Origin of the sequence: Cloacibacillus sp. An23 (assembly GCF_002159945.1) — a bacterium.
Taxonomy (GTDB): domain Bacteria; phylum Synergistota; class Synergistia; order Synergistales; family Synergistaceae; genus Caccocola.
In genome coordinates, this window is the sequence record NZ_NFJQ01000002.1 from 286,629 (window position 1) to 300,061 (window position 13,433).

The 13,433-nt window shown below is 57.3% G+C and carries 9 protein-coding genes and 2 tRNA genes; 10 read left to right on the plus strand and 1 reads right to left on the minus strand.

Annotation, left to right across the window (positions count from 1 at the left end):
• Positions 1–6: 6 nt before the first annotated feature.
• The 6 genes from hpt to B5F39_RS03115 all read left to right on the plus strand — a co-directional run bounded on the left by hpt (position 7) and on the right by B5F39_RS03115 (position 8,756).
• A complete protein-coding gene (gene hpt, locus B5F39_RS03090) occupies positions 7–543 on the plus strand; it encodes a hypoxanthine phosphoribosyltransferase (protein WP_087363709.1) in 537 nt (178 codons plus the stop codon).
• 38 nt (positions 544–581) lie between these two features.
• Complete coding sequence (gene ftsH, locus B5F39_RS03095) at positions 582–2,567, plus strand: ATP-dependent zinc metalloprotease FtsH (protein WP_087363711.1); 1,986 nt, start codon at positions 582–584, stop codon at positions 2,565–2,567.
• A 122-nt stretch (positions 2,568–2,689) separates the two neighbouring features.
• Entirely contained in the window at positions 2,690–4,741 is a 2,052-nt protein-coding gene (uvrB, locus tag B5F39_RS03100) for an excinuclease ABC subunit UvrB (RefSeq protein ID WP_087363816.1), read from the plus strand.
• Positions 4,665–7,484, plus strand: a complete 2,820-nt coding sequence (gene uvrA / locus B5F39_RS03105; protein WP_087363714.1) for an excinuclease ABC subunit UvrA — start codon at positions 4,665–4,667, stop codon at positions 7,482–7,484. Before uvrB ends, uvrA begins: the two co-directional genes overlap by 77 nt.
• A gap of 2 nt (positions 7,485–7,486) precedes the next feature.
• Positions 7,487–8,284, plus strand: a complete 798-nt coding sequence (gene rlmB, locus B5F39_RS03110) for a 23S rRNA (guanosine(2251)-2'-O)-methyltransferase RlmB (RefSeq protein ID WP_087363717.1) — start codon at positions 7,487–7,489, stop codon at positions 8,282–8,284.
• 16 nt (positions 8,285–8,300) lie between these two features.
• Positions 8,301–8,756, plus strand: coding sequence for an SMI1/KNR4 family protein (locus tag B5F39_RS03115; RefSeq protein ID WP_087363721.1), 456 nt, complete (start codon positions 8,301–8,303; stop codon positions 8,754–8,756).
• A gap of 164 nt (positions 8,757–8,920) precedes the next feature.
• On the opposite strand, the gene dpaL is transcribed toward B5F39_RS03115, so the two are convergent.
• Positions 8,921–10,141 (minus strand): diaminopropionate ammonia-lyase, encoded by a 1,221-nt coding sequence (gene dpaL, locus B5F39_RS03120; RefSeq protein WP_087363724.1) that lies wholly within the window; start codon positions 10,139–10,141, stop codon positions 8,921–8,923.
• 197 nt (positions 10,142–10,338) lie between these two features.
• Between dpaL and B5F39_RS03125 the strand changes: the two genes are divergently transcribed.
• From B5F39_RS03125 to B5F39_RS03140, 4 genes are all read left to right on the plus strand, one after another.
• Positions 10,339–10,412, plus strand: a tRNA-Gln gene (locus B5F39_RS03125).
• 15 nt (positions 10,413–10,427) lie between these two features.
• Positions 10,428–10,503: transfer RNA gene (locus B5F39_RS03130), tRNA-Glu, on the plus strand.
• Between the two features lie 557 nt (positions 10,504–11,060).
• A complete protein-coding gene (locus B5F39_RS03135; RefSeq protein ID WP_087363727.1) occupies positions 11,061–11,387 on the plus strand; it encodes a hypothetical protein in 327 nt (108 codons plus the stop codon).
• A 238-nt stretch (positions 11,388–11,625) separates the two neighbouring features.
• Positions 11,626–13,392 (plus strand): V-type ATP synthase subunit I, encoded by a 1,767-nt coding sequence (locus B5F39_RS03140; protein WP_239391066.1) that lies wholly within the window; start codon positions 11,626–11,628, stop codon positions 13,390–13,392.
• Positions 13,393–13,433 lie beyond the last annotated feature (41 nt).

Here is a 13,433-nt window from a genome sequence, read left to right on the forward strand (position 1 = left end):
TTGAGAGTGGAATATAGAATAGGCAGAACGCTTATACCCGAAGAAAAAATAAGAGAAAAGGTTAAAGAGCTCGGCGCGAAGATACGCGAGGACTATGCCGGGAAACAGGTCGTGTTCGTGTGCGTACTGAAGGGCGCGGTCGTATTCTTCTCCGATCTTATACGCGAGATGGGGCCGGACGTCGACGTACAGATCGATTTTCTCGCCATAGCTTCATACGGCGCCTCGACGAAGAGCAGCGGCGTAGTAAAAATACAAAAAGACCTGAGCACCGACATCCACGGCAAGCACGTCGTGATAGTCGAGGATATACTGGATACCGGCCTTTCGCTCAACTACATCGTAAAACTCCTGCGCGAGCGCGGCCCGGCTTCGCTTGAAATATGCGTTCTGCTCGACAAGGCGGAGCGCCGCACGCAGCCTGTCGAAGTGAAATACTCCGGTTTCGTGATCCCAGACGAATTCGTCATCGGCTACGGCCTCGACTACGCCGGACGTTTCCGTCAGCTTCCCGCGATACATGTGGCGGAGCCGGCAGACTAGTATAAAAAGGAAGAATAGGAAAGAGAGGACAACATAGATTGAAAAAAATTTCTAAGAACGTGGGGATGTACATTGTCCTGATCGTGCTGGTGGTCAGCCTGGTCAATGTGTTCCTCGGCCCCGACAGCGGTCAGAAATCGGCGCAGACGAACGTCATGCCGTACAACGTCATGCGCAGCGAGGTAAACAACGGTAATGTGACGAAGGTGCGTATAGACCCCGAAAAACTTACCGGAATGCTGAAATCCGGCGGAGAGTTTGTCACTTATATCGTCGATGCGTCGTCGCTCCCGGATTTTCTCTCGGAGAAGGGCGTCGAAGTGGAGGTCGTCCCGCCGCCTAAGAATTCCTGGCTTACCGCGCTGCTCACGTCGCTGCTTCCGACTCTGCTGCTTATAGGCGTATGGATATACTTCATCTACAACATGCAGGGCGGCGGCAGCAAGGTTATGGGATTCGCTAAAAGCAAGGCCAAGCTCTTCCTCGACAACCGTCCCAAGGTGACCTTCGCAGATGTGGCCGGATGCGACGAATCCAAGGAAGAGCTCGAGGAGGTCGTGCAGTTCCTTAAGGATCCGGCTAAGTTCACGAAACTCGGCGCGAGGGTCCCGCGAGGCGTGCTTCTGCTCGGCGCCCCGGGAACCGGTAAGACGCTGCTTTCGAGGGCCGTAGCTGGCGAGGCGGACGTGCCGTTCTTCAGCATCAGCGGCTCAGACTTCGTTGAAATGTTCGTCGGCGTCGGAGCGGCGCGCGTGCGCGACCTGTTTGAACAGGCTCGCAAATATCAGCCATGCATAATATTTATAGACGAAATAGACGCCGTCGGGCGTCACCGCGGGGCTGGGCTCGGCGGCGGCCACGACGAACGCGAGCAGACTCTGAACCAGCTTCTCGTCGAGATGGACGGGTTCGAGGCAGGCTCCGGCATAATACTGATCGCCGCGACCAACCGTCCCGATATACTCGACCCTGCGCTTCTGCGCCCCGGACGTTTCGACCGCCAGGTAGTCGTAGACAGGCCGGACGTGAACGGACGCCGCGACATTCTTAAAGTCCACCTCAGAGACAAGAAGATAGAAGACGATGTCGATATCGACGTCATAGCGAGAAGGACTCCAGGCTTCGTTGGAGCCGACCTGGCCAACCTCGTTAACGAAGCCGCGCTCCTTTCGGCGCGCCGCGACAAAGAGAAGCTCGGCATGCCCGAGTTCGAAGAGGCGATCGACCGCGTAATGGCCGGTCCCGAGCGCAAGAGCCGCGTGATAAGCGAAAAAGAACGCGAGATAATAGCATATCACGAGGCGGGACACGCGCTCGTCGCCGCGAAGATAAAGGGGACCGACCCAGTTCACAAGATTTCCATAATCCCGCGCGGACACATGGCGCTCGGCTACACGCTGCAGCTCCCCGAGGAGGACAGATTCCTCGTCTCCAAGCAGGAACTTTCCGACAGGATATGTGTCCTGCTCGGCGGGCGCGTGGCGGAGATGATACGCTACGGCGACGTGACGACGGGGGCTTCGAACGACCTTGAGCGAGCAACGCAGATAGCGCGTCAGATGGTTACGCAGTTCGGCATGAGCGACAAACTCGGCCTCGTCACGCTCGGACGTAAGCAGCATGAAGTGTTCCTCGGACACGACATAGTCGACGACCGCAACTACAGCGAAGAGGTCGCGCATACGATAGACCTTGAAATACGCGCGATAATCGACAGCTGCATGAACAGGGCGCACGACATACTGACGGAGAACCGCGAACGCCTCGAAGAGATAACTCAGCGCCTTCTCAAAGAAGAGGTGCTTGAGGGCGACGAGCTCGACGAACTTCTCGGCTACCCGAAGAAGGAGCATCCGTCGCCGGAGGGCAAAGACGCCGCGAACGGCGGCGAAGAGACGGAGAAGCACGACGGTGCGGATGAGCCGCCCAGCGGGCCCGACGGAGATTCGGTCGTCCGCGAGCTGCCGGACATCGAGCAGGTCGATGAAAAAACGCTCAACGCGCCTATGGACGAAAGTAAATAGCAAATATTACGGGCCGCTCCCACAGGAGCGGCCCAATTTTATGCAGTAGGGCATAAGCTGCCGGATTGTGCTAAAATTTAACGGTTTTAGTCTGATTGAGGAGGATGTGCGGGAAAGACACCATGGAAGATAAATTTAAGCTTACCGCGCCGTTCGGCCTCTCCGGCGATCAGCCGCAGGCCGTAGACAAGCTAGTGCGCGGCTTTCTCGAAAAGGACGGGACTCGTCAGACGCTGCTCGGCGTCACCGGCAGCGGCAAGACCTTCACCATGGCGAACGTCATCGCGGCGCTTAACCGTCCGACGCTCGTCCTCGCCCACAACAAGACTCTCGCTGCGCAGCTTTACAGCGAGTTCAAGGAGTTCTTTCCTGAGAACTCCGTTAATTATTTCGTATCCTACTACGACTATTACCAGCCCGAGGCTTACATTCCCGCTTCCGACGTCTACATCGAGAAGGACGCCTCCGTCAACGAGCGCATAGAGAAACTGCGTCTCATGACTACGAAGGCGCTTCTCGAACGGCGCGACGTGGTCGTCGTCGCGAGCGTCTCGTGCATATACGGCCTCGGCAAGCGCAAAAACTACGAGGACGCGATATTCCGTTTCGCCTGCGGGGAGCGCTGGGAGCGGCGCGACTTTATGATGAAGCTGATCGCAAATTACTACGAGCGCAACGACGTTTCGCTCGTTCCCGGCACATTCAGGAGCCGCGGCGAAACGATGGAGATATTTCCATCTTACAGCGACACGGCGCTGCGAATATATTTCTTCGACGACGAGATAGAGCGCATAGACGAGATAAACCCCGTAACCGGCAACAGCGTCGCGCGCAAGGAAAAATTCGGGATTTTCCCGTCGAAGCATTACGTGACGAGCCCTGACGCGATAAAAAACGCCGCCTCGGCGATAGAGAAAGAGATGGAGGAGTGCTGCGCGCGCTTTACGAGTGAAGGAAAATATCTCGAAGCCGAGAGGCTCAAGATGCGCACGAAGTACGACCTCGAGATGCTGCTCGAAGTCGGCTATTGCTCCGGCATCGAGAACTATTCTCGGTACCTGGACGGACGCGAGGCGGGCGACCCGCCGGGGACGTTGCTCGACTTCTTTCCGAAAGACGCGCTCTTCTTTATAGACGAGTCGCACATGACGCTGCCGCAGGTGCGCGGAATGTACAACGGAGACAGGGCGCGCAAGGAGATACTCGTCGCGCACGGATTTCGTCTCCCGTCGTGCCTCGACAACAGGCCGCTGAAATGGGATGAGTTCGAGCCGGTGCTCAAAAACGCGCTCTTTATCTCAGCGACGCCCGGAGACTACGAATTTGAACATTCTGACCACGTAGTAGAGCAGCTGATACGCCCCACCGGAATCCCGGACCCAGAGGTAGAGGTCCATAAGGCGACCGGGCAGGTCGACGATCTGCTCGCGGAGATACGTCCCGTGGTAGACCGCGGCGAGCGGGCGCTCGTCTCAACCCTCACTAAGCGCTCGGCGGAAGACCTTGCGGAGTACATGGCTGAGCTAGGCATAAAGGTCAGATACATACATTCGGAACTCGACACCTTTGAGCGCGCCGAGCTGCTGCGCGACCTTCGTCTCGGCGTATTCGCAGTGCTCGTCGGCGTCAACCTTCTGCGCGAAGGCATAGACCTGCCGGAGGTCTCGCTCGTAGCGATACTCGACGCGGACCGCGAAGGCTATCTCCGCGCCCACCGCTCGCTGATACAGATGATAGGCCGCGCAGCGCGCAACAGCGCCGGCAAGGTTATACTCTACGCGGACGTGCTTACGGACAGCATCAAGCTTGCGATGCGCGAGACGAAGCGCCGCCGAGAGGCGCAGATCGCGTTCAACGAAGAACATAACATAGTCCCGAGGACGATAATCAAGTCCGTCAAGAACCTGCTGCCAGACGAGCTCACGGAAGACGGCGAAGAACGTTACGCAGGAATGCGCGCCGCCTCGCCGCTCGCGGAGAATAAGGAAAGCATTGCGGAGATGGAGCGCAGGATGTGGGAAGCGGTTGAGAAGCTGGACTTCGAGACTGCGGCTCAGCTTAGGGACGACATTCAGAAACTGAAAGGCGGAGGCACCATTGGAACAGGAAATAAAAATTACAGGAGCAAGGCAGCACAACTTAAAAAACGTAAGCGTAAATATACCAAAAAATAAACTCGTCGTCGTCACGGGGCCGTCCGGCTCCGGCAAATCTTCGCTTGCATTCGACACGATATACGCCGAGGGGCAGCGGCGCTACGTCGAGTCGCTTTCGTCGTACGCGCGCCAGTTCCTCGGAATGTCCGACAAGCCCGACGTAGACGACATAACGGGCCTTTCTCCGGCGATCTCCATAGAACAGAAGGGTACGGGACACAACCCGCGCTCGACGGTGGGCACCGTCACGGAGATATACGACTATCTGCGCCTTCTCTTCGGGCGCGCCGGCACGCCGCACTGCCCAAAATGCGGGCGTGAGGTGCACCGTTACAGTGTAGACGAGATAATAGACCTGATATTCAAAGAATATGACGGGAAGCCGCTTGAGATATACTCTCCGGTCGTGAAAGGCAAGAAGGGCGAATACAGGAACCTTCTGCTCAAGCTGCACCAGCAGGGCTACATGCGCGCGCGCATAGACGGGACGCTCTACTGGCTCGAAGAGGCCGTCGAACTCGACAAAAAGCGCCGCCACACTATAGAGTGCCTTATCGACCGCATGAAGGTGCGCGAGGACAACCGGCTGCGCCTCAGCGAAGCCGTGGAGATGGCGCTCAAACTTTCGGACGGCTTCGTGCTGCTTGTATCGGATGGTATGCCGGACAACGAGCTGACGGAAAAGTACGTTTGTCCGGTATGCGAGATAAGTCTGCCGGATATAGAGCCGCGCCTGTTTTCCTTCAACGCGCCTGTAGGAGCCTGCCCTGACTGCGGCGGCCTCGGCTTTCACATGCACTTCTCGCCGGAGCTGGCGGTCAACCCCGAACTGCCGCTCGCGGAGGGAGGCTTCATTCCGTGGAAGGCGATGAAGCACATGATCCAGAAGGCGGAGAAGCTCGCAGAGAAAAAAGGCTGGGACATCAGCAAGCCGTTCGGCGAGCTTCCGCGCGAGGCGCAGGAGGCCCTGCTTTACGGTTCGGACGAGGTGCTTCCTCTCGTCTTCACGGACCGCCACGGTGATTGGGAATACAACGGCAAGTATATCGGGCTCATCCCGTGGATAGAAAAACGCTATAACGAGACGGAATCCGAAAACTATAAAGAAGAACTGGACCGTTACCGTGTTGAGGACGTATGCGCGACCTGCAAGGGCGCGCGCCTCAAGCCGGAGGCGCTGGCTGTGACGCTCGGCGGGTACAACATCCGCCAGCTTACGGAAATGCCTGTGGACGAGCTGATAAAGGTGCTCGACGGCCTCGTGCTCGGCGAGCGCGAGCAGAAGATAGTCGGCGTCGCGCTCATAGAGGTGCGCAAGCGCCTCGCATTTCTCAACGACGTAGGGGCGGGCTATCTCAGCCTGTCGCGCCGCGCGGACACACTCTCCGGCGGCGAAAGCCAGAGAATACGCCTCGCCTCGCAGATCGGCTCGCAGCTCACCGGCGTCCTCTACGTACTCGACGAGCCGACGATAGGGCTGCACCCGCGCGATACGAACAGGCTGCTCGACACGCTGCGCGCGATACGCGACATAGGGAACACCGTCCTCGTCGTCGAACACGACCGCGACACGATGGCGGCGGCTGACCATATACTCGAGCTCGGCCCGGGAGCGGGCGAGCGCGGCGGCGAACTGATAGCGGACGGCAGCGCGGAAGAGATAATGAAGGGAAATTCGAGCACCGCGCTCTATCTGCGCGGAGAGGCCGACGGGACGTACATGCCGCATCCGCAGCGGCGGAAGCCCTCGTCGTTCGTCAAGGTGCGCGGCGCGCGCGAAAACAACCTGAAAAAGCTGAACATAGACATCCCGCTCAACACCTTCGCCTGCCTGTCGGGAGTTTCCGGCTCCGGCAAAAGCACACTGCTATACGAGATATTATATAAAGGGCTGCGCGGCAAGTTCGACCGCGATTTCCGCGAGCGTCCCGGCAGATTCGACTCGATAACCGGATACGAGCCGCTGCGCAACATAGTGCTGGTAGACCAGAGCCCGATAGGACGCACGCCGAGGTCGAACCCGGCCACATACACCGGAGTGTTCACATACATCCGCGAATTTTTCTCCGAGCTTCAGGAGTCGAAGCTGCGCGGCTACCAGCCCGGACGCTTCAGCTTCAACGTCAAGGGCGGACGGTGCGAGGCCTGCAACGGCGACGGAGTCATAAAGGTCTCGATGCTTTTCCTGCCCGACGTCTACGTCAAGTGCGACGTCTGCAAGGGAAAGCGCTACAACCGCGAGACGCTCGAGGTCAAGTACAAGGGGCTTTCCATAGCCGACGTGCTGGAGCTGACGGTGGACGAGGCGACGGAATTTTTCGGCGCAGTCCCGCGCATAGCGAACAAGCTCAAAACGATACAGGAAGCTGGGCTAGGCTACATACGCCTCGGCCAGCCAGCGACGACTCTCTCGGGAGGCGAGGCCCAGCGCGTCAAGCTCGCGACCGAGCTCGGCAAAAAATTCCGCGGCAATACGCTGTATTTGCTCGACGAGCCTACGACGGGCCTCCACTACACGGACGTGAAAAAGCTGCTCATCCTTCTGCACAAGCTTGTCGAACAGGGCAACTCCGTGCTTGCAATAGAACACAACCTCGACGTGCTCGCCTCGGCCGATTATATAATGGATCTTGGGCCCGAGGGAGGCAAAGGCGGCGGAAAGCTCATTGCGAAAGGTACGCCGGAAGAGGTCGCCAAGGCGAACGGCCCGACGTCGAAATATCTCGCGCAGTTCCTGGCGGAGATCAGAAAAGGAGCGTAACGATGGAGAAATTCAGAAAAAAGGGCGAAAAGCCGGCGGTGCGCGAAGCCGCGGCGGACGGAGAGCTCTGCTGGGGCCGCAATCCCGTCATATCGCTGCTTGAAGTTTCGCCGGAGCGCTGCATGAAGGTGCTCCTTTCGGAGACGATGCAGCCGCACATAAAAACTAAGATAATCTCCCTTTGCTGCGACAACGGAATAACCTTTCAGAATGTCGCGCAGGCGGCTCTGGACCGTCTGACCGGCGGAGAGAACCATCAGGGTACGGCGGCCTATCTGACGCAGGCGAAGCTTTGGGACGCCGACGAACTCATCGCATCTCTTCCGCCGGCGCCTGAGCCAGTCATGGTGCTGCTCTGCGATCACGTGCAGGACCCGCACAACCTCGGCGCGATGATACGCAGCGCCGAAGCCGCCGGCGCGTCCGCCGTGCTGATACCCAAACGCGGCGGCTGCCTGCCGACCGGCACCGTAGTCAAGACGAGCGCCGGAGCATCGCTCCGCCTGCCGGCAGCGCTTACCGGCAACGTGGCTCAGACAGTGCGTAAGCTTCAGGAGGCCGGATTGTGGGTGACCGGCCTAGACATGGACGGGCGCGACACGCTCTTCCGCGAGGACCTGCCGCCGCGCAGCGCGATAGTCGTAGGCGCGGAGGGAAACGGCCTCGGCACGGCGACCGCGAAAGCCTGCGACGACGTGCGCTACATCCCGATGCTCGGTGCGGCGGGCTCGCTCAACGCCTCTGTAGCCGCCGCTCTTGCGATGTTCGAATGGGCACGCAGTGTAGGGAAGATTTCATAAAACAGGAGAAAGTCATATGTACTTGGAATTGGTGAACAGTTATAAGACGACAAGAAAGTACGGCGAAGATATAAAGCCGCGTCTTCCAGTGAGCGAAACACAGATAACCGAGGCGGAGGAGCGTCTCGGCATCTCATTTCCTCCGGAACTGCGCGCCATACTCCTGGAAATGGACGGCGACTGCAACTTTCTGTTAGCGCTGGAAGAGATTATCGAATACAACGAGGCTATGCCCTCTGAGTGGTGGTTCGCCGGAGCGAAGCCGCTCTTCATCGCTACAGATGGCTCTGGCGGCCTTTACGGCTATGCAGTGAAGGACGGCGGCGCGGAAAACTCAAAGCTCGTTTTCTGGGATCACGAGACGGGCGAAATTTCAGACTGTGAAGGCGCGTCCTCTGATTCTCTCTATGAATTGATAAAGCAGTTTTACGATGTCAGCTTCAGCGAATTTTTGGACGGCGTCAGGCCTTAAAGAGCGGCGCTAAGAGGCGCGGAATGTTGCTGGCCGCCGTCGCCCCGTTCCTGAGGCGCCTTACATACAAAAAATGCCGGGAAGCCTGTTGTCATGGCTTTCCGGCATTTTTATACGGCCAAGCAATCAACAGAATGGAACAAACGGCATTTCAGTGGAACCTTCTAAGCCTTGTCTTCGCGGCTTCCGCACGTCCCCTCCCAGACGACTTTACGGTAATTTTCCGGATCAGTTGCTCCCTCGGTGGAGAATAGCAAGACGCGCGAGTCCTTGCCGATTTTGAGTTTTTCGCGAAGCGTCGCCAATTCGCCGCCGCGCATGAGCGCGTAGAGAAAGCCGAGCGGCGCTGCGCCGGACTCGCCGGATATGACGCGCGGGTCGCCCGGCAGGGGGGCTCCAAGAATGCGCATCCCGTCCGCCGCGACTCGGTCTGGCAGCGAGGCGAAGGCGGCAACTTTGTCTTTGAGTATCTGCCACGAAGTTATGCTGGGCTCGCCGCACGCGAGCCCGGCCATAATAGTCTTCATGTCGCCGCCGACCGTCCTTATTTCTCCGTCGCCGGCGCACGCCGACCTGTACAGACAGTCGGCTTGGTCCGACTCCACAACGACGAAGACAGGCGTGTCTTTAAGATATTTGTTAGAGAAGTAGCCGACTACGGCGCCAGCGAGCGATCCCACGCCCGCCTGCACGAACACGTGCGTCGGCGCGGCCCCGGCGGAGCGCTCAAACTGCTCGCCGGCCTCCATCGCCATAGTGCCGTAACCCTGCATTATCCACGACGGTATCTCTTCATATCCCTCCCACGCCGTGTCCTGTATCAGCACGCCGCCCGGCGTCTCGCTCGCGGCCTTCGCCGCCTTGCGCACGCAGTCGTCGTAGTTTAATTCTTCTATCGTCGTGAGCGCGCCCTCTGCGCGGATATTTTCGAAACGCGCCGCCTGCGAACCCTTCGGCATCATAATCACCGACTTCTGTCCGAGCATCTTCGCCGCCCATGCTACGCCGCGCCCGTGGTTGCCGTCCGTAGCGCTGAAAAACGTTATCTCTCCTGTCTCCTCTTTCAATCCGCCGGAGGTGAGCTCGCCGTATCCGAGCTCTTCAACGGGGCGGCCAGTGATCTTGGAGACGTAGCGCGCCATGGCGAAAGAGCCTCCGAGCACCTTGAAAGCGTTGAGGCCGAAACGGTAAGATTCATCCTTAACGCAGAGCTTACCGACTCCGAGGAAACCGGCGAGCCCGTCGAGAACCGCGAGCGGCGTTTCTTTATATTGCGGAAAACTCTCGTGGAACGAGCGCGCCGCCTCTACATTCCGAAGCGACATTATCTCAAGCTTCCCGCCGCCTCTCGGCATTCTGTTGTCCGTCCACTTGATGCCGTACATCCTTACTCCCCCTCGTGCGATTGTGTGCATGATATCCTGAATATAGCAACGGCCTCCCGGGCCGTCAACGGCGGAAAACTCCGCCTGCGGAAACTGGCGCGTGCTCTATGTGCAGATTTCCCGGCCGTAAAAAATTTTTTCGATTCGTTGTTGACATTATGGCGGATTCATATATAATACTCCCTGTCCGGCCCGATTGGGGTATGGTGCAACGGCAGCACGCCTGACTCTGGATCAGGTAATCGAGGTTCAAATCCTTGTACCCCAGCCACTTACTTAGTAAGACGGTCCCTTCGTCTAGGGGCCCAGGACGGCGGGTTCTCAGCCCGTTAACAGGAGTTCGAATCTCCTAGGGACTGCCAAAATAAATGAGAGAGCGGAATGCCTTCTGGTGTTCCGCTCTCTCATTATAAAGTATAAAATTTATTATGAGCCGTGAATTTTAAGAATACTGCCAGGAGAGTAAAATTTCCAGCCTGTGCGTGCGTATCGCGAATCTCTGCCCAAAAATGTTTTTATGCAAATGAACAAAGAAAACATTCTTGGCAGACGCTGTTAGTGAAAAGCGGCGGCCGCCGTTCAATGCGTAATTTTACAGTGCCGTTCGAGTAAGATTCATGTTATGCAGCCGAGCCGACGTTTGAAAGGCATAATTTAAATTATATGAGCATATCGAGTACTTTAATTAAGTAAATCAATCGGAATGCTTTTATAAACGAAATTTTGCGTTAAATTTACTATATAATGCGTTTTTAGAGAAATTGCTTTTATATATGCGTAATATGTGCCTATTTAACGGCTTGCGGTATATTTTATACAAATGCGTGAAAATTGACGCAATTAAAAAATGCCGCTAAAATCTATTAATGTATTGTGAAATATCTTCTAACTATAGAAGCTCTGGGAGGGGGTGACTTCATTGGCGGATAATCTTGCACAGGAAATTCGGGAGCAGGAGGCTTTGGCGAAGAGCATCGTCTCTGACGCGAAGGCTGAAGCAGCGAAAATGATCGCCGCCGCTCAGTCCGAGGCGGAGCAGTCTGTCAAGAGCACAAAACAGCAGTGTCACAGGCAGTGGCGCGAAAGGGTGGCGGAGGCCGAAAAAGAGGCGGAAGCCAGGGCTCTTGAGATAACGCAGAAGGGCGAAAACGACGCGAAAGCGTTTTACGAAAGTAAGAAAAGAGATACGGACGAAGTAGCAAACTGGCTGGTTAGTGAGGTGATGGCGGCTTATGGCTCTCGCTGAAATGTGTAAGGCGCGGATAGCTGTACATAAATCCGTAGCCGATGAATTAGCGGCCGGCCTTCAGGCGCTGGGGTGCTGCGAATTTGCCGGGAAGAACGGCGATCCGTCCGTTCGCGCGGAGGCTATTGAACCGTTGCGTGAGCGGAAGCGCCGTATCGACGAGCTGATTGGAGACGCCAAGTTTATTATTCGCCTTTTGGAGCCGTACGAAAGCAAGAGCGGCGGATCCTTGGGCAAAATGCTGAGCGGCGCTCCGGCCCGTACCTTCGGCGAATTGGCCGCGAAGATTGACGAACAGAAATTCGCAAAACTTACTTCCTCGATGAGGGAGGCTGAAAGGGAGCTCACCGAAACCCGAGCGGAGCTTTCCAGGCTGAAGGGGCTCCAGACCCAGATCGTTTTGCTTGAGAAGATCAAATACCCGCTTGAATTTTTTACTACGGGCACCGAAAGCGTAGCGGGCGCTATCTACGGAGTTCAGAAGAATTCAGCCGCCGCGATGCGCGCGAAAATCTCCGAGACGCTTGGAGATTTGGCCGAGATACAGGAAATTCCAGGGGCCGAGAAGGACCCGAGCACCGTGTTCGCAGTACTTTACCGTAAGAGCGACTCGGACAGGCTTCTCGAAGTCGCGTCGGAGTTCGGAGCTGCGCGTATAGAGGTTCCTAAGGACTTCACTCTTACCTCGGCTGAAGAAAAAGAACGTATCAACGGGCAGATAGCGGCGTGCGAGGCGAAGGAAAACGATATCGCCGAGCGTCTGACGGCGCGCGCAGATTCAGCGCTTGAGGCCGCACGCGAGCACTGCGACTACTGGAGCATAGTGAGCCGCAGACTTGAGGCGATGGAGTCCGGCGAGCCGACGGACGACGTGCTGATATGGGACCTGTGGACTCCGAGGACGGAGCTGCAGAAGGTCAGCGCCGCTGTCGCTCGTTACGAAGCCTACACCGAGTTTGCTGAGGTCGAGCCGGACGACGGCGAAGAACCTCCGTCGCTGCTCAGGAACCCGTCGTGGTCCGCGTGCCTCGAGCCGCTTACGATAATGTACGGAACGCCGACCTACGGCAAGATCGACCCGACCACGCACATGGCCCCGTTCTTCTTCCTTTTTATGGGGATATGCTTCGGGGATGCGGGGTACGGGCTTGTCGTTGCGGCGATTCTAGGTTATTTCCTGATACGCTACCAGCTTCCGCCGACGCTTCGCAAGTTTTTCGTGATGATGGTCGCCGGCATGATGGTGGCGGTCGCCTTCGGCGCGATAACGGTGTCGTGGTTCGGCGATTCGCTTACGGTTTTCCCGTTCCTCAGCGGCGTCGCTCCTGTCGCGTCAAAAATCCAGCTGCTGAACCCGATGGGCGATCCTATAACGATGCTGACGATTTCGCTCGTTCTCGGCTTTGTGCAGATACTGTATGGACTTCTGCTGGCCTTCTATCAGAACTGGAAGGCCGGAGACAAGTTCGCCGCCTGCGCCGACCAGGGCGGATGGATACTGCTTCTGTGCGGTCTCGTGCTGTTTGGGTGCGCGGCCGGCGGCTATGCTCCTGGTTCGATGCTGCTGCCTGGCAAGGTCGTTTCTATATTAGGGGCGGTCGTCCTCGTGGCGACGCAGGGCAGGGAGAAGCCCAGCCTTTTCGGCAAGCTCTTCTCCGGCGTCATGAGCCTCTATAACGTTACGGGCTATCTGGGCGACGTGCTCAGCTACAGCCGCCTTCTGGCGCTCGGCCTCGGCTCCGCCGCTGTAGGCATGGTCATCAACCTTCTAGCGGGACTCGTTTCCGGCGTTCCGTACGTCGGCATCGTACTGGCGGTGCTCCTCTTCGTTCTCGGGCACCTGTTCAGCATCGCCGTCAACATTCTCGGAGCGTTCATACATCCGCTGAGGCTCCAGTATGTCGAGTTCTTCGGCAAGTTCTACGACGCCTCTGGGCGCAATTTCTCACCGCTCAACAACGCGGCTCAGTATTCCCGCATTACGGAAGAGTCTTCCGCAAGCTAACGATAAGCAGACGCAACACAATTTTTCAAGGAGGTAAAGTA